The 16,121-nt window shown below is 68.6% G+C and carries 14 protein-coding genes; 9 read left to right on the top strand and 5 right to left on the bottom strand.

Features of this window, described 5'->3' with window-relative positions:
* Window positions 1-223: 223 nt before the first annotated feature.
* Window positions 224-394: a hypothetical protein gene (locus ACYX7E_RS03030; protein ID WP_462079083.1), complete on the bottom strand. Its 171-nt coding sequence runs from the start codon at window positions 392-394 to the stop codon at window positions 224-226.
* Between the two features lie 493 nt (window positions 395-887).
* On the opposite strand from ACYX7E_RS03030, the gene ACYX7E_RS03025 reads away from it, so the two are divergent.
* The 4 genes from ACYX7E_RS03025 to zapE all read left to right on the top strand — a co-directional run bounded on the left by ACYX7E_RS03025 (window position 888) and on the right by zapE (window position 5,285).
* Complete coding sequence (locus ACYX7E_RS03025) at window positions 888-1,403, top strand: c-type cytochrome (RefSeq protein WP_462079082.1); 516 nt, start codon at window positions 888-890, stop codon at window positions 1,401-1,403.
* A gap of 135 nt (window positions 1,404-1,538) precedes the next feature.
* Entirely contained in the window at window positions 1,539-3,311 is a 1,773-nt protein-coding gene (locus tag ACYX7E_RS03020; protein ID WP_462079081.1) for an ExeM/NucH family extracellular endonuclease, read from the top strand.
* Window positions 3,312-3,421: 110 nt separating this feature from the next.
* Entirely contained in the window at window positions 3,422-4,120 is a 699-nt protein-coding gene (locus ACYX7E_RS03015; RefSeq protein ID WP_462079080.1) for an alpha/beta hydrolase, read from the top strand.
* The gene (gene zapE, locus ACYX7E_RS03010; RefSeq protein WP_462079079.1) at window positions 4,113-5,285 is read left to right on the top strand and encodes a cell division protein ZapE; all 1,173 of its coding nucleotides are present in this window, start codon (window positions 4,113-4,115) and stop codon (window positions 5,283-5,285) included. The genes ACYX7E_RS03015 and zapE overlap by 8 nt, the downstream gene beginning before the upstream one ends.
* Before the next feature lie 103 nt (window positions 5,286-5,388).
* On the opposite strand, the gene ACYX7E_RS03005 is transcribed toward zapE, so the two are convergent.
* Together ACYX7E_RS03005 and ACYX7E_RS03000 are read right to left on the bottom strand one after the other, a co-directional pair.
* On the bottom strand, window positions 5,389-5,889 hold the full coding sequence (locus tag ACYX7E_RS03005; RefSeq protein ID WP_462079078.1) for a hypothetical protein: 501 nt from the start codon (window positions 5,887-5,889) through the stop codon (window positions 5,389-5,391).
* A gap of 43 nt (window positions 5,890-5,932) precedes the next feature.
* Window positions 5,933-8,872 carry a TonB-dependent receptor gene (locus ACYX7E_RS03000; RefSeq protein ID WP_462079077.1) on the bottom strand — a complete coding sequence of 980 codons (2,940 nt, stop codon included), beginning with the start codon at window positions 8,870-8,872 and terminating at the stop codon, window positions 5,933-5,935.
* A 494-nt stretch (window positions 8,873-9,366) separates the two neighbouring features.
* On the opposite strand from ACYX7E_RS03000, the gene ACYX7E_RS02995 reads away from it, so the two are divergent.
* Window positions 9,367-10,368, top strand: a complete 1,002-nt coding sequence (locus ACYX7E_RS02995; RefSeq protein ID WP_462079076.1) for a LysR substrate-binding domain-containing protein — start codon at window positions 9,367-9,369, stop codon at window positions 10,366-10,368.
* On the opposite strand, the gene ACYX7E_RS02990 is transcribed toward ACYX7E_RS02995, so the two are convergent.
* Window positions 10,357-10,770, bottom strand: a complete 414-nt coding sequence (locus ACYX7E_RS02990) for a cytochrome c (protein ID WP_462079075.1) — start codon at window positions 10,768-10,770, stop codon at window positions 10,357-10,359. The two genes, ACYX7E_RS02995 and ACYX7E_RS02990, sit on opposite strands and share 12 nt — an antisense overlap.
* A 277-nt stretch (window positions 10,771-11,047) precedes the next feature.
* On the opposite strand from ACYX7E_RS02990, the gene ACYX7E_RS02985 reads away from it, so the two are divergent.
* The 4 genes from ACYX7E_RS02985 (at window position 11,048) to ACYX7E_RS02970 (ending at window position 14,469) form a co-directional block, all read left to right on the top strand.
* Window positions 11,048-11,497 (top strand): DUF6152 family protein, encoded by a 450-nt coding sequence (locus ACYX7E_RS02985; RefSeq protein ID WP_462079074.1) that lies wholly within the window; start codon window positions 11,048-11,050, stop codon window positions 11,495-11,497.
* Between the two features lie 33 nt (window positions 11,498-11,530).
* On the top strand, window positions 11,531-12,025 hold the full coding sequence (locus tag ACYX7E_RS02980) for a DUF6644 family protein (protein WP_462079073.1): 495 nt from the start codon (window positions 11,531-11,533) through the stop codon (window positions 12,023-12,025).
* A 67-nt stretch (window positions 12,026-12,092) separates the two neighbouring features.
* Window positions 12,093-12,566, top strand: coding sequence for a DUF6644 family protein (locus ACYX7E_RS02975; protein WP_462079072.1), 474 nt, complete (start codon window positions 12,093-12,095; stop codon window positions 12,564-12,566).
* Between the two features lie 64 nt (window positions 12,567-12,630).
* A complete protein-coding gene (locus tag ACYX7E_RS02970) occupies window positions 12,631-14,469 on the top strand; it encodes a M14 family zinc carboxypeptidase (RefSeq protein WP_462079071.1) in 1,839 nt (612 codons plus the stop codon).
* 95 nt (window positions 14,470-14,564) lie between these two features.
* Here the strand turns inward: ACYX7E_RS02970 and ACYX7E_RS02965 are convergent, their stop codons facing one another.
* The gene (locus ACYX7E_RS02965) at window positions 14,565-16,109 is read right to left on the bottom strand and encodes a PepSY domain-containing protein (RefSeq protein WP_462079070.1); all 1,545 of its coding nucleotides are present in this window, start codon (window positions 16,107-16,109) and stop codon (window positions 14,565-14,567) included.
* Window positions 16,110-16,121 lie beyond the last annotated feature (12 nt).

Genomic DNA, 16,121 nt, shown 5'->3' with positions numbered 1-16,121 from the left:
GCAGCGACGGCGTCAGCCAACGGCTTCGCCATTGCGCAGATGTGGATGGGTCCCTGGCCATCATGCTGCCCCCCTGCCGCATGCCCTGAGCGACGCGCTGCCGTGTCCGCAGCGCCCGTTCCCTCTCATCAATCACCCGCAAGTGGCCCGGAGGCCACTCCTGCACCTCGTCAGAGGCTGTGATTCCGCCACCGATGGAATCGCTCCCGGCAACGGCCTGGCATTAACGAAACAAAAACTTTATTTCCCCGACGCCGACCCTACTCCGTTCGTCGGGGCAGTTCGGGGCAACCGGGCACAGTTCGACGTGCAGAAAACTGCGCATTTGCACGAAAAAGACATTTTTCATCCATGCGAACGCGCGCCAGGCAATCCCGTCGAATTTGTCGGCCATCACAGATCCGCGATGTTGTGCCAACCATTCGAGACCTGTGGCTCAGCATCGCGCCGCTGCCGGGACACCTGAGGTCAACAAGTGACGCATCTGGGCGGCTTGCCCGGCGCCACGGATCGCGCTGGCGCGGTGGAGGTTGCGCCGGCGATCCGGGCCCCTGCCGGAGACGCGATCGGGCCACGGTGCAGCGCGCGGGAGATCGGCTGGGTCCAGCGGCCGCCTACGCGCGAGGCGCGCGGGGCCCGCACGGACCGCCACCCCGGCCCAGCGATCGCGATGGCCTTCCTGCCAGCGGCAGGCGGGCCACATCGCTCGCGTCAGGCCTCTCGCGTTCGGCCCCGACGCGCCCGCCAACGCGGGACCGGACGGACCGGGTCAGGCCTGGGCAGGGGGTGACCGCGGGCCACTGTCAGCGACAACGCTGACTTTTTTGGCGATGGCTTTATACTTCATGGCTAGCTGTGGCCCGTCGGCCACGTGCCAAGGGTATGACGTGCGCAATTACGATCTCGAATTCCTCAAGCATTTCTCGATGGTGATCGGCTTCCTGGTGGTGGTGACCGGGGGCCTGATCCTCGCCGCCTACCTGCTGCACGGCGTGATTCCGCCGGAAGTCAGCCCCGCCGCCCAGCGCCAGACGCAATCGCGCATCAGCCCGGCCGGGTCGGTCTACGCGGGCGCCACCGGTGCCGCCTCGCAGGCCGCCGCCGCTGCGGCTGCCGCTGCGGCCGCTGCCTCGCAGGTCGCCTACGGCGGCACGCTCGATGGCGCGGTCATCTACCAGAACCTGTGCACCGGTTGCCACACCTCCGGTGCCGGCGGCGCGCCGACCCTGGACCATGCGCACTGGGATGCCCGCATCGCTCAGGGCAAGGACACCCTGTACAAGCATTCCATCGAAGGCTTCACCGGCGCTGCCGGCGTGATGCCGGCCAAGGGCGGCAATCCGGCGCTGACCGACGAGCAGATGCACGCGACGATCGACTGGATGATCGCCAACCTGAAGTAAACCTCCAGTATTCTGGTCGCGCCGCGTCTCGGCGCACCTGCACGACGCCGCCTCCGGGCGGCGTTGTCGTATCTGGCCCCCGCGCCAGGCGCCACCACAGGCGCCTGCGGCCACCCTGTCCTGATCGGAGTCGCCATGTCCCTGCCTGTCCTGCCGCGCCTGCTGCTGGCCGCCGCGCTCGCCATCGGCCTGGCGACCGCCTGCGGACAGCCGGCGTCGCGCGCCGACCTGCCCGCGACCACCGCGGTCGCCATCGGCGTCGTGCAGGGCCGCGAGGCGCACAGCCCGCTGCTGGGCCAGCCGGTGACGATCGAGGGCGTGGTCACGGCCGACTTCAGCGCCGACCTCGGCGGCTGGTTCGTGCAGGATGCCGGCGACGGCGACCCGACGACGTCGGATGCGTTGTTCGTGCTCGCCGACGGCGATACCTCGCCGCAGGCCAGGCGCGGCGACCGTGTGCGTGTCAGCGGCACCGTGGTCGAGCATGGCCGCGAGGATGGCCGCTCGTTGACCGCGCTGCGGCCGAGCGCCATCGCGGTCACCGGCCAGGGCACGGTCGTGCCACTGGCGATCACCGAACCCCCGCAGGACTGGGAAGCGCTGGAAGGCATGCTGCTGCGGATCGACGCGCCGCTGACGATCACCGGCCAGCACGACCTGCAGCGTCGTGGCGTGCTGGTCGCCAGTTTCGATGGCCGCCTGTTCATGCCGACCGAAGTCGCCGCGCCCGGCGAGGCCGCGCGCCAGGTGGCGCAGGACAATGCCCGCCGCAAGCTGCTGCTCGACGATGCCAGCGCCGCCGAGCGCCCTGCGCGGATCTGGTACCTGCCCGATGGCGCGTCGTCCGCGCCCCCGCGCAGCGGCAGCGTGGTGACCGCGGCCGAAGGCATCCTCGACCAGCGCTGGGGCGAGTACCGCCTGCAACTGACCGCACCGCTCGCGATCGAGCCGGCGCCGCGCCCGCAGCCGCCGACGGTCGCCGGCAATGTCCGCATCGCCGGCTTCAACCTCGAGAACCTGTTCAACGGCGATGGCCGCGGCGGCGGATTCCCGACCCCGCGCGGCGCGCGCACGCCGGCGCAACTGCAATGGCAGCTGGCCAAGCTGGTGGCGACGATCCAGGCGCTGGACCCCGACATCGCCGCGCTGATGGAGCTGGAAAACGACGGCTACGACCGCCACGCCAGCATTGCCCAGCTGACGGCCGCCCTCAATGCCGGCGGTGCCGACTGGCGCTTCGTCGAGACCGGCCAGGGCCCGGGCACCGACGCGATCCGCGTCGGCCTGCTCTATCGCGCCTCGCGCGTGCGCCCGACTGGCGCACCGGCGGTGCTCGAAGGCGGCCCCTTCGACACGCGCAGCCGCGTGCCGCTGGCGCAGGCCTTCCGTGCCGGCAACGGCCCGGCCTTCGTGGTCGTCGCCACCCATCTCAAATCCAAGGGCTGCAACGAGGCCCAGGGCGACGACCGCGACCAGGGCGACGGCCAGGCCTGCTGGAACGCGGTGCGCGTGGACTCCGCGCAACGCCTGAAGCACTGGCTCGACAGCGATCCCACGCGCGCGTCCAGCAAGCTGGTCGCGATCATCGGCGACTTCAACGCCTACGCCCAGGAAGACCCGATCCGGGTCTTCCTCGAAGCGGGCTGGCAGGACGCGTTCGCGCCTCCGCCCGGTCAGGTGCCCGCGCACAGCTTCATCTTCGACGGCCAGGCCGGCCGGCTGGACCATGCGCTGCTGAGCCCGGCGCTGGCGCAGCGGATCGTGGGCGCGGCGAAATGGCACAGCAATGCCGACGAGTCCGACAACGTCGGCTATCAGGACGCCATCGACGAACAACATCGCAGCTCGCCGTGGCGCAGTTCGGATCATGATCCGCTGCTGATCGGGTTCGACCTGCGCACGCGCTGATCGGCCGCAAGCAACAAGCAACAGGTATCGCGGCCGCTGCATCATTGCGTTCCGCCGCGCGGCACGGCGCGCGGCTGCGGGATCGGGCTCCAGCGCCTATCATGGAACGCATGCAGAGTCCCACGTCTCCCGACACCCCCTTTCCCGACAGCAATGCCACGCTGACCCTGCCGGGTCCGGCCGGCGGGCTGGAAGTGGCCGTCGAAGTCCCCGATCCCGCCGGCGAGATCCGTCCGCTGGTCATCGTGGTCTGCCACCCGCTGCCGACCGAGGGCGGGACGATGCACAACAAGGTCGTCACGATGGTCGCGCGCAGCCTGCGCGAACTCGGCGCGACCGCGGTGCGCTTCAACTTCCGCGGCACCGGCGCATCCGAGGGCAGCTTCGACAACGGCGAGGGCGAGCTCGACGACCTCAGGGCGGTGTTCGCCTGGGTGCGCGCGCAGCGGCCACAGGCGGCGGTCTGGCTCGCGGGCTTCAGCTTTGGCGCCTATGTCTCGTTGCGCGCAGCCAACGAACTCGACCCCGGCATGCTGATCTCGATCGCGCCGCCGGCGGGACGCTGGGATTTCGACGCCATCGCGCTGCCGACGATGCCGTGGCTGGTGATCCAGGGCGAGGACGACGAGATCGTCGACCCGCAGGCGGTCTACGACTGGCTGGAAAGCGCGGGCGCGCAGGCCGAGCTGGTGCGCATGCCCGAGACCGGGCATTTCTTCCATCGCAAGATGATCGACCTGCGCGGCGCGATCCGCCACGGCGTGCGTCCCTACCTGCCGGAAGCGACCTCCAGCCCCACCGATGCGTGATCCGGCCGTGGCGGCGCTGCCGTCGGAACACTACCGCGCCGGTGCCGCGCGCGGCGACTGGGGCAACGACCCGGCGCAGCACGATGCGCTGGCCGCACTCGACCGCATCCACGCCGCACTGCTGCAACCGGCGCCGCGCGGCGGACTGCTCGGTCGCCTGCTGGGGCGCTCCGCAGGCGATGGCGATGCCCCGCCCGGACTGTACCTGTGGGGCGGCGTCGGGCGTGGCAAGACCTTCCTGATCGACCTGTTCTACGAACACCTGCCGCTGCCACCGCTGAAGAGCGATGGCATCGCCGGCCCGCAGGAGGCCGCGTTCGACGCGCGCCTGGGCGGCAAGCGCCGCACGCACTTCCACCGTTTCATGCGCGAAGTCCACGAGCAGCTGCGCGTGCACGCCGGCCAGCGCGACCCGCTGGCCCAGATCGTCAGCGAATGGCGCCGCCAGCTGCGCGTGCTGGTGCTCGACGAGTTCTTCGTCAGCGACATCGGCGACGCGATGCTGCTGGCGCGCCTGCTCGAGCGCATGTTCGCCGAAGGCATCGTGCTGGTGACCAGCTCCAACGCTGCGCCGGCCGACCTGTACAAGGACGGCCTGCAGCGCGCGCGCTTCCTGCCTGCGATCGCGCTGCTGGAGCAGCACTGCGAGGTCGTGTACCTGGACAGCGATACCGACTATCGCCTGCGCGCGCTGACGCGTTCGCCGGTCTATCGCACGCCGCTGGACGCGCAGTCCGACGACTGGCTGGAACAGCGTTGGCACGCGCTCGGCGGCGACGATGCGCATCGCGATGCCGGCATCGAGCTCAACGGCCGACGCATCGCGGTGCGCGCGCGCTGCAAGGGCATGGCCTGGTTCGATTTCGACGCCCTGTGCGAAGGCCCGCGTGGCGCCAGCGACTACATCGAGATCGCGACCGAATTCCACACCCTGCTGCTGGGCGGCATTCCGGCGCTGGGCGACACCCGCAACGATGCCACCCGCCGCTTCATCACCCTGATCGACGAGCTCTACGACCGCCACGTCAACCTGGTCTGTACCGCCGATGCGCCGCCGCCCGCGCTGTACACCGGCGAGCGCCTGGCCGCAGCGTTCGAGCGCACGGCGTCGCGCCTGATCGAGATGCAGAGCGCGGATTACCTGGCGCACCCGCACCGCGGTTGATGCCGCCTCGGCACCGCGCGTAGCCAGTCCCCCCTCCTTTGAACAAACGCAAAAAAGCCGGACACCTGCGTGTCCGGCTTCTGCTGTCGCGCGTGTCTCGAACTCAGCGCACGATCTTGCCGTTGATGATCGGGTAATAGACCGACGGCACGTCTTCCGAGATATCCACTTCGACCAGGCTGGTGTCGGAATGGTTGATGGTCAGCTCCCAGCGACGACGCTCGCCGGCGACATAGGCCTCAATGTCCGGGAACAGCTTGCGGATCAGCTCGCCGCGCGAGATGCCCAGCGACTTTGGCTCGGCCGGCGACACGTTGACGATGGCGAAGTCGTAATCGCCATTGAACTGGTGGCTGCTCAGCACGTACACGGTGCTGCTCAGGGTCACGCCGGCCTTGATCTGCTCGTCCATGATCGGACGATGCCACTGCTTGTACAGCGCCAGCCATTCGTCGTGCTTGCCCGGCGGAACCTTGTAGTAGCCGATGCCCACGCGCGGCTTGTCGGGCAGCTGACGGCCGACCAGGGCCTGCGCCGAGACGGTCTGGATGCCGACGACCAGCAGGCCGACGGCGACGATGAAGCCGAAGAATGTCTTTTTCATGAAAGGTGCTCCTGGAGCGTTCTGGTGGGTGTACTGAGGGTGGTCAGAGGTTGATGGTCACGCCGACGAAGAACTGGCGGCCGTAGATGTCGTAGGTGCTGGCCTGGGTGGCGCCCGGCGTACCGCCGACCTGCGGCGGCTCCTTGTCCAGCAGGTTGTTGATGCCGGCGCGGAACGAGAAGGTGTCGTTGAGCTTCCAGTTGCCGAACAGGTCGAAGTAGCTGTATGCGTCGATGCCCGGCGTGGTCGAGGCCGGATTGGTGACCTTCGACGAGTGCTGCATCGCGCCGAGGTAACGCCAGCGCAGGCCGACGCTGACCGGGCCCTGTGCGTAACGCACGTGGCTGACGGCCTTCCACTCGGGGACATAACCCACGGTGTCGGCGTAGTCGTAGACGATGCCGCCCTTCAGCGTCTGCACGTCGTAGTTGTCGACCCAGCTGACCACCGAGCCCGCGCTCAGGCCGGCGCCGTTGCCCAGCTCGCCTGCCCAGTCGAGCTGCAGGTCGATACCGTTGGTTTCCAGGCTGCCCATGTTGTAGGTGGGCTTGTAGATGTTGTCGATGCGACCGGTACCGGCATTGCGCTGGATCTGCGAGCAGTAGAAGTTGCTTTCCGAGTACGCCGGATTGGAACCGTCCTGGTTGAAGCAGGCCGCCAGCACCTGGACCGAGGTCAGCGTGCCGATGACGTCGGTGACCTTGATGTCGAAGTAGTCGACCGCCAGCGAGAATCCGCTGCCTTCCGGACGCCAGACCGCACCAAGCGTGTAGGTATCGGCCGTCTCCGGCTTCAGGCCGGTGTTGCCCGAGATCGTCGCCAGCGATTCGCGCTGGGTGTCGATGTAGTTGCCCAGCAGTGCAGCCGGCACGCCTTGCGCCAGGCACAGGCTCTCGATCGCCGCCGCATTGGCGCCACGGCGCAGCGGGCTGCCGGCTTCGCACTGGTCGCCCTGTCCATTCGCCACCAGGCCATAGCTGTTGGATTCGGTCTGCGCGGCCACGTACAGCTCGCCGACGCTGGGCGCACGCACCGCGCGCTGGTAACCACCGCGCAGGCGCAGGTTCTGCGTCAGCGCCCAGTTGAAGTCGACCTTGTAGGTGTCGACGCCACCGGACAGGTCGTAGTCGGAATACCGGTACGCCAGGCCGAGGTCCAGCGAATGCGCGAACGGCTTGTCGTACAGCAAGGGCACCAGGGTTTCGAGGTACAGCTCCTTGACGCTGGTGCTGCCGCCGCTGGCGCCCTTGGACGGCACGCCGACGATGCCGCCGCTTTCGATCAGGTGGTCGGGCTGGAAGTCGTAACGGTTGCGGCGCCAGCCCAGGCCCGCGGCAAAGCGCACTTCACCGGCCGGCAGGTCGAACAGACCGCCCTGCAGGTTGGCTTCCAGCACGTCTTGTTCGAACACGGTCTCGTTGTGGGTCCGCGCGACCAGGTACTTGCTGCACTCGGGCGACAACGTGGTCAGCCCGAACGGGTTGTAGCCGCCGGCGCAAAGGCTGGCGCCACCGTCGGCGGCATTGATCAGGGTGTTCAGCGACTGGCTGATGACCGCGCCGTTGCTGACCTCGCCGACGCGGGTGCGGCCCTTGCTGGCATACACGTCCCAGGAGCCATTGACGGCATCGAGGCGACCCTTGGCACCGGCCAGGAACTGCCAAGTATCGAAGTCGCGCTCGAAGGTGCGCGGACCGGCTTCGCCGAAACGCTTGTGCAGCGTGAAGTTGGCATTGGGGTTGGTGCGCGATGCCAAGATGGTGCGCAGGTCGTCAGGGATGAACGGATTGGACACCGGCACGCTGATGCCGGTGTTGCCGGCTTCGGCGGTGACATAGCTGCTGAGGCTGGACCAGTTGAACTGGCCGTAGGCCTCGACGTTGTCGGTGACGTCGAAGGTCGCGCGACCGAACGCGGTCTGGCGTTCCAGCGGCACCTGGATCAGCGAGTCCTGGTTGAGGTTGTTGAGCTGGGTGCCGGTGTTGTTGAGCAGGCTGTCCGATCCGCGCCAGTTGAACGGGCCTTTGTTGGCCAGGAACAGCGTGTCGTCGTCGTTGAATCCCAGGTAGGTCGTGGTTGTGACCGGCACGCGGCCCGGCGCCGCGCCGTACTGCGCGAACACCGCATCCACGGCGGCCTGCGTCGGCAGGTTGGCGCCGAACTCGTAGGTGCCGGTCTGGATGCGGAAGTCGGTGCCGCCCGGATTCTTGCGGAAGAACTCGCGTGACATGTAGTCCACGCCCTGGCGCTCGCTCCACGAGAACGACAGCACCGCGTTGCCGCGACCGTCGGCGAAGTTGCCGCCGAAGGTCAGTGCGATATCGGTGGCATCGCCATCGCCCTTGCCGTACTGGCTGAACTGGGTATCGAGCTGCACGCCTTCGAAATCGTTCTTGACCTGCAGGTTGACGACGCCGGCGATCGCATCGGAGCCATACACCGCCGACGCGCCACCGGAGATGATCTCCACGCCCGAGATCAGCGCGGTCGGGATGCTGTTGACGTCGACCACGTTGTCGGTGGTGGACGGCTGCAGGCGGCGGCCATCGAGCAGCACCAGGTTGCGTTGCGCGCCAAGGCCGCGCAGGTTCAGCGTTGCCTGGCCGGTGCCGCCCCAGCCGGCATTGGTCTTGTTGGCGCCCAGGCCGACCTGCGGCAACTGGTTCAACGCTTCTTCCACCGTCAGCGCACCGGTGGACTCGATGGTCTCTTCGGTGACCGTGGTCAGCGGACTGCTGCTGTCGTAGTCCAGCCGCGCGATACGCGAGCCGGTGACGCTGACCGCGTCGAGCTGCACGGCGGTGCGATCGGCGGACGGCTCGGCGGCGGCGTCCGGACGCGCCTGCGCCAGCGCCAGTGCGGGCAGCAGCAACTGCGCCACGACCAGCGACAGCGCGCTCCGGCGCAGCAGGCGCTGATCGCGGGTCAGGAAGGCCTTGCGCCCGGCGACAGCCGCGGGCGCTGTGATGATCGGATCCAACATGGAACGTGTCCTCGCAAGGTGGTCGTGTAATGCCTGGTCGGCGGTCGCCCGCCTCCCACTTGCACCCATGAAACCCACTCCTGCGCGTCCGGCGCTGTCGGGAAATCGATCCCCTTTCATGTGCGATGCATCAGGCCGCCACGCGGCGACCGAGCGGAAATCTGCCAGTTCGCTGCGGATCCGTTAAATGATTTGCAGGCGCCTGCTGAGTCCTTTTTGTCCAAAGACGACCTGGTCATATCGCGGCGCAGGCAAGGGGTCCCCGCAGGTCATCGCCACCGTGGCCGGACGCCCCGGGCCGCGCGCACGGCCGCCGCGGCGGGGCGTCGCCTGCCGCGGCCTGCTTATGACCTTTTCGGCATATGCAGGCGACACACCGTCATCTGCCGGCGGCGGCACGGACGTCATGCCGGGGCTAATCTGAATCCGGCCCGACTCCACCTGCGCTCCGGCGCCACCGGTCCGGCCCGCTTCCCCCACTCCCCCTGCATGACATGACGCTCACCCAGCTGCGCTTTTTCACCACCATCGTCGACGCCGGTCTCAACATCACGGTCGCCGCGAAGAAGGTCCACGCCACCCAGTCCGGCCTGTCCAAGCAGATCAAGCGGCTGGAGGACGAGTTGGGCTTCCTGCTGTTCACCCGACGCGCGCGCAGCCTGACCGCGCTGACGCCGGAAGGCGAGCAGGTGCTCGAGCACGCCCGTGCGCTGCTCGACCACGCCAGCAACATCCGTGCGCTCGGCGCCAACCTGCGCAGCGACAGCCAGGGCGAACTGCACATCGCGACCACGCATACCCAGGCCCGCCACGTGCTGCCGAGTGCGCTGTCGCGTTTGAACAAGCGCTTCCCGTCGGTGGCGGTGCACCTGGCGCCGGGCGGCGACAGCGAATCGCTGGCGCGCCTGAAGGCCGGACAGACCGACATCGCCATCGTCAGCAGCGGTGGCGGCACGCCCGAGGCCGACATCGCCCTGCCGCTGTACCACTGGGACCGCGTGATCCTGGTGCCGGTGCAGCACCGCCTGGCGCGACTGGGCCGCGCGATCACGCTGGAGGACCTGTTCCACTATCCGCTGGTCAGCTACGAGTCCACGCGCAGCCCGGACTCCTCGCTGCGGCGCGCGTTCCAGGCCGCGGGGCTGGCGCCGAACATCGCGATGACCGCACGCGACGCCGACCTGATCAAGACCTACGTCCGCAGCGGTCTGGGCGTCGGCATCCTGGCCGAGATGGCATTGAACGACGACGAGCCCGATCTGGTCGCGATCCCCGCCGACACGCTGTTCCCGGTCTGCACGACCTGGTTGCTGCTGCGCCGCGACCGCGTGCTGCGCGACCACACGCGTGCATTGATCGCATCGCTACTGCCGCAGCTGTCGCGGCATGACCTGTCCGAGGCGCTGGCGACCGGCACACCACCCGCCGACACCAGCGTGCCGCACTGGCGCGATTTCAGGGATGCACCGGTCCGCGCGCGTGCCTCAGTGCGCTGACCCGGGCGTGCCCAGCCGCAACTGCGGCTGCAGGTCGTGGCAACCGGAACAACTGCGCTCCAGGTCGGCCCAGGCCTCTCGCGTCGCATCGGCATCTCCGCTGGCGGCGACCTGGGCCACGCGCTCGGCGTAGGCGCGGTTCTCGACCGCCAGCGCCTGGATGTCGGCCAGACCGCTGCGTTGCCAGTAACCGGTTTCCAGATCCAGCAGCGGCAGCATCCGCGTCGCGGCATCGCCCACCCGCGACAGGTCCGTGGCATCGAAGCCATCGAGCACTTCGTACTTCAGGTCCTGCGCGGCATTCATGCGTTCACGATGCGCCAGCACGTCTTCGTTGCCGACATCGGCCGATGCGGCCAGCGCTGCGAACATCGCGGCGACAGTCGCCACAGCCAGGGCCATGCGGCGACGCGCCGGCCTGTGCGATGACGGTCTGTGCGATGACGGCCTGCTCGATGAAGGCTTGCCTGATGGCAGCATGCGCGCGCGCTGGAGATCGTTCACGGGTCGTGCCCTGTGCTGCATGGCGAAGCACGCATGGTGTGCCGCGCCTGCGCGATCGGCCAGCGACAACGCGGACTTTGCAATGCCCGTCTTGTCATAACGCGCCGCATGCAGTGCCTCTTAGACTCGCAGCCACCCCGTTCATCCCCATCCAGAGTCGCCCAGGTCCTCCGCCATGACACCCAAGCAACGCCTGTTGTTCCCCCTCGCCGCCGCCCTGCTGCTGGTTTCCACCGTGGCGTCCGCACATCATTCGTTCGCGGCGATGTTCGATGCCAACAAGCCCATCCGCCTGACCGGCAAGCTGACCAAGATCGAGTGGACCAATCCGCACAGCTACTTCCACATCGACGTCGTCGATGCGCGTGGCGCTGTGCATAGCTGGGCGATCGAAGGCGCAGGTCCCGGCGCGTTGTCGCGTCGCGGTTTCGGCAAGGGCGACATCAAGATCGGCGATGTGCTGGTCATCAACGGCTACCTGGCCAAGACCGGCGCGCGCATCGTCGACGGTCGCCTGGTGACCCTGCCCGATGGCCGCGTCATCAACGGCGGCACGCCAGGCGATGGCGGCCCCGGCGACCCGGCACGCACGCCGGCAGCTGCGCCTGCGACGCCCGCGCGCTGATTCCTGTCGAGACGGCCTGGGCGGATCCTCCCGATGTCACTGCTTCATGATGCGTCCGAGCACCTTTACGACGCCGGCTTCAGCGTCGCCATCCGCGAATCGCTGTACCTGTTTCCCGCGCTGAACATCCTGCACGTGGTCGCGATCGTGCTGCTGGCCGGCACCATCGCGATCGTCGACCTGCGCCTGCTCGGCGTGCTGCTGCGCGGCGTGCCGATCAGCCGGCTCAGCCGGCAGGTGCTGCCGCTGACCTGGCTGGGCGCGGTGGCGATGTTCGTCACCGGCTTCCTGCTGTTCGCACCGCAGGCCTCGCGGATCTACACCAACCCCGCGCTGCAGGCGAAGCTGGCCCTGCTGGTGCTGGCCGGCATCAATGTCCTGGCCTGGCATGCGTCGCTGTCGCGCAACCTGCAGGCCTGGGACGCGCTGCCGCGACCGCCATGGCAGGCGCGCCTCGCCGGTTCGGTGTCGCTGCTGCTGTGGACGTCGATCATTGTTGCCGGCCGCCTGATCGCCTTCATCGTCTAGCGCGGAGCGCGTGGCGCGTCACGCCAACGCCATCGCACCCACCCCGTCCTGCCACCGGAACCCTGCCGTGTCGTCCCTCTACGAAGCCTTTGCCTGGTTGTCGCAAACGCCGGTCAGCCAGACCTTCAATGGCGCCAACTACCTCTACTTCGGCCTGATCATGGCCGCGCATCTGCTGGGCCTGACCCTGCTCGGCGGCACGGCGCTGGTCATCGACCTGCGCGTGCTCGGCATCGGCCTGCGCGCGGCCCAGACCCGCAACGTCGCACAGGCGCTCAAGCCCTGGTTGTGGGCAGGTCTGGCACTGGTGGTCGCGACCGGCACCTGGATGCTGGTCGCCGATCCGCTGAAGTACTACGTCAATCCCGCGTTCCGCATCAAGATCGTGCTGCTGGTCGCGGCGCTCGGCCTGCAGTTGTGGATCCATCGCAAGGCGCTGCGCGACGATCGCAGCGGATTCGCGTTCCGCGGCCTGGCCGCGTCGGCGCTGCTGCTATGGCTGGCCGCAACGATCGCCGGACGCGTGATCGGATTGATCTGAGCCGACGCGCGCCAAGCGCGCGGCGCCGCGACGAAGTTCCCTGCTCCCGCCGACGAGGCATGCCATGACCCACGGACGTCATCCCTCCGATCACAGGCGCCCGACGCCCCTGTGGGTGTCCGGCCTGCTCGCGCTGGCGTTGGCCAGCGAGCTGCACGCGGCGCCCCTGGGCGCAGATCAGGTGCTGACCCAGGATCCGGCGCTGATCACCGCGTCCGAGCGCTCCGGCTTCGTCCGCACCGGCCGCTACGCCGAAGTCGCGCAGTTGAACGCGGCCTTCGCTCGCGCCTATCCCGATGCGGTCCGCGCCTTCGCGTTCGGCCACAGCGCCGAAGGTCGCCCGCTGCATGCGCTGGCGGTCTCGCGCAGCGGTGCTTTGACGCCGGAGCTGGCGCGCGCACGCGGCCTGCCGGTGCTGCTGATCCAGGGTGGCATCCACGCCGGCGAGATCGACGGCAAGGATGCCGGCTACCTGGCGCTGCGCCAGCTGTTGGCCGGCGATGCCGGCGTGCCGGTCGTCGATGCACTCGACAAGCTGGTCGTGGTGTTCATCCCGGTCTACAACGCCGACGGCCACGAGCGCTTCGGTCGCTGGAACCGGCCCAACCAGCGTGGCCCGGAAGAAAGCGGCCTCCGCAACACCGCGCAGAACCTCAACCTCAACCGTGACTTCATCAAGGCCGACGCGCCGGAGACGCGGGCACTGCTGGGCCTGATCAACGCCTGGGATCCGATCCTGCATGCCGACCTGCACGTCACCAATGGCGCGCAGTTCGAACACGACGTCTCCGTGCAGCTCGAACCCCTGCGCTCGGGCGACACCACCCTGGCCAGGCACGGCAAGGCACTGAGCGCATCGCTGCTGGCGCGCCTGTCGGCGCAGGGCTCGCTGCCGTTGCCGTTCTACCCGACGCTGGCCCGCCGCGACGAGCCCACGTCCGGCTTCGTCGACAGCGTCTACACGCCGCGCTATTCCACCGGCTACCTGCCGCAGCGCAACCGCTACGCACTGCTGCTGGAAACGCATGCCTGGAAGGACTACGCGGTACGCGTGCGCATCACCCGCAACCTGATCGTCGACCTGGTCGAACAGACTGCGCGACATGGCCGCGACTGGCTGCAGGCGGCGAAGGCGGCCGATGCCCGTGCCAGCGCCCTGGGCGGCCACGAGGTCGTGCTCGACTGGAAGGCGACCGAACGCGCGCGCGACATCGACTTCCGTGGCTACGCCTACACGCAGACGCCGTCAGCGATCACCGGAGGCGTACTGATCCGCTACGACGAGCGCAGGCCGCAGGTCTGGCGGGTGCCTTTGCGCGACGAACTGGCACCGTCGGTGACCGTGACCCTGCCCCGCGGCGGCTATCTGGTGCAGCCCGCGCACGCCACCCAGGTGGCGGCGCTGCTGGACCTGCACGGGATCGCGTATCGCCGTCTCGATGCCGCCATCGCCGATGTCGCACTGGAAAGTTTTCGCGCCACCGACGTCAAGCTCGACGCGGTGCCGACCGAAGGCCGCCAACGCGCCACCGTCGTCGGCCGCTGGGCGCCGGAACAGCGGACGCTGGCGGCCGGCACGCTGTTCGTGCCCAGCGGCCAGGCGCATGCGCGCCTGATCGCGACGCTGTTCGAACCCGCCGGGCCGGACTCGCTGCTGGCCTGGGGCCAGTTCAACGCGGCGCTGCAATCGGGCGCCTACCTGGAACCCTACGTCGCCGAGGACATCGCGCTGGAACAGTTGCGCGATCCCGAGGTCGCCCAGGCTTTCACGCAACGCCTGGCGAACGATCCCGAGTTCGTGCGCGATCCCCGCGCACGCATCGCGTTCTTCTCGAAGCGGCATGCGTCATGGGATCCCGACGACCGCCTGTATCCGGTGTTCCGCACGGTGCAGACCTGGTAAACGACAGCAGCGCGTCGACAGCACCGCGCTATGCGCGCGGATAAAAGGAAAGAGGAAAGGGAAACCGCGGGAGAGCGATTCGGCCGATCAGCGCGTCAGCGCCGGGGACGGAACGTCACCCGCCCCAGGTGCCTGCACCCCAGGATCAATCCGGTCAGGCTCAACGCTGTGCCAAGCGCAAGTCCGAGCAACAGCAGCGCCTCGCGCAGGCGCGGATGCTGCAGCAACCACGGCAAGTCCCAGCTGTGCAGTCCCTGGTAGAGCCAGCGATCCAGCCGCGTCGTCCGGTCGCTGATGCCGACGATCTCGGCGCCTGGCTCGGACACGTAGAACCAGGTCCGCGCCGGATCCGACAGTTCGACCTTGTAGACCGGAAGCGGCTTCGGATCGCGATGCGGATGCTGCAGGTAATGGACGTCGTACCGATCCAGTCGTGTCTGCGCAAGCAGGCGGCTGCCGCTGGCCTGCGTCGCATGCGCGATCAGCCGGGCAACATCGGGCGATCCTTCGACCGTGGCATCGGCAGACTGCCAATCGACCCTGCCATCGCGGCGGCCGATGCGATACCACGGTTGCCCGCCCAGCCAGACCAGGCCGATCTCGATGACAGGGTTGTCGCGCACGTGGCCACCATCGACGATGCCGGCCTGCGCCGTACTCCATGCCGGTGGCCGCAGGGCCGTGGTCCAGCGGGCCGGCGTATCGCTCCATGCGCGGCGCCATTCCAGCAGCGTGGTATTGGGCGGCGCATCGAACGGTCCCATCGACATCCAGCCGCTGAACAGCCAGGTCAGCACCAGCAGGCCGCCGGTCCATCCCAGCAGGTGGTGCCACCAGAACAGGCCGCGATAGGCGCTGAACTGGCGACGACGGCGCCAGGCATCGACGCTGCGCCAGACACCGATCACCAGCCCGCTGAGTGCGACCACGCAGGAGATACCCGACAGCCACAGCACGACGCTGCTCCACAGCGGTCCGTTGCTACGCAGCGGCAGCAGGTAGATCCAGTGCATGACCGCGCCGGGCCAGCCCCAGAACGATTCCGCGGCACTGACATCGCGCACGACCTCGCCACTGACCTGCGACACGTACAGCGTGCGGCCATCGTCGGCGCGCAAGCGGTGCAGCGGTGGGCGCAGGTCGCGGATGCCGTTGATGGTCCACTGGTCGACATCGACCAGGCCGTCGTGGCGCAGGACGGGCGTGCGTCCACTGGCGCGCGCCTGGAAGGCGCTGGTGATCGCCAGCGCGGCGTTCGCGTCGACCTGAGTCGCGTCGACCTCATCTGGCATCGCACCGCCATCGGCGGCGATCACGTGCAGCCCGCCCTCGCCATCGAGCAGTCGCCAGACCGCCCGATCACCGAGCATGCCCAGCCGCGCGTTCGCCGGGACGCCTTCGATGCCGGCCCGCCTGGCCGCGACGTCGGGTGGGATCAGCGTGTCCGCTCCTGGCACGCCCGTCGATGACGCTGTCGGCGCCAGCGCCTCCAGGCCAGCACGACGCTCGGCATCGGACAACCGCGGGAACGCCACGAACACCATCACCGCACCCGACACGAACCACAGCAGGATCGGAAGCGACAGCACGATGCCGAACCAGCGGTGCCAGAGCTGGAGCTGGCGCTTCAGCAGGCGCATGCCGCCGCCCCT

The sequence above is a fragment of the Luteimonas sp. RIT-PG2_3 genome (assembly GCF_054902115.1).
The sequence above is the reverse complement of the archived record's forward strand: the minus strand, read 5'-3'. Positions and strand labels throughout refer to the sequence as shown.

What these genes read in the sequence shown, in the direction of transcription:
- ACYX7E_RS03030 (WP_462079083.1), bottom strand. Translation starts at nt 394, where the DNA reads ATGGCCGACAAATTCGACGGGATTGCCTGGCGCGCGTTCGCATGGATG.
- ACYX7E_RS03020 (WP_462079081.1), top strand. Translation starts at nt 1,539, where the DNA reads ATGTCCCTGCCTGTCCTGCCGCGCCTGCTGCTGGCCGCCGCGCTCGCC.
- ACYX7E_RS03015 (WP_462079080.1), top strand. Translation starts at nt 3,422, where the DNA reads ATGCAGAGTCCCACGTCTCCCGACACCCCCTTTCCCGACAGCAATGCC.
- zapE (WP_462079079.1), top strand. Translation starts at nt 4,113, where the DNA reads ATGCGTGATCCGGCCGTGGCGGCGCTGCCGTCGGAACACTACCGCGCC.
- ACYX7E_RS03005 (WP_462079078.1), bottom strand. Translation starts at nt 5,889, where the DNA reads ATGAAAAAGACATTCTTCGGCTTCATCGTCGCCGTCGGCCTGCTGGTC.
- ACYX7E_RS03000 (WP_462079077.1), bottom strand. Translation starts at nt 8,872, where the DNA reads ATGTTGGATCCGATCATCACAGCGCCCGCGGCTGTCGCCGGGCGCAAG.
- ACYX7E_RS02995 (WP_462079076.1), top strand. Translation starts at nt 9,367, where the DNA reads ATGACGCTCACCCAGCTGCGCTTTTTCACCACCATCGTCGACGCCGGT.
- ACYX7E_RS02990 (WP_462079075.1), bottom strand. Translation starts at nt 10,770, where the DNA reads ATGGCCCTGGCTGTGGCGACTGTCGCCGCGATGTTCGCAGCGCTGGCC.
- ACYX7E_RS02985 (WP_462079074.1), top strand. Translation starts at nt 11,048, where the DNA reads ATGACACCCAAGCAACGCCTGTTGTTCCCCCTCGCCGCCGCCCTGCTG.
- ACYX7E_RS02980 (WP_462079073.1), top strand. Translation starts at nt 11,531, where the DNA reads ATGTCACTGCTTCATGATGCGTCCGAGCACCTTTACGACGCCGGCTTC.
- ACYX7E_RS02970 (WP_462079071.1), top strand. Translation starts at nt 12,631, where the DNA reads ATGACCCACGGACGTCATCCCTCCGATCACAGGCGCCCGACGCCCCTG.
- ACYX7E_RS02965 (WP_462079070.1), bottom strand. Translation starts at nt 16,109, where the DNA reads ATGCGCCTGCTGAAGCGCCAGCTCCAGCTCTGGCACCGCTGGTTCGGC.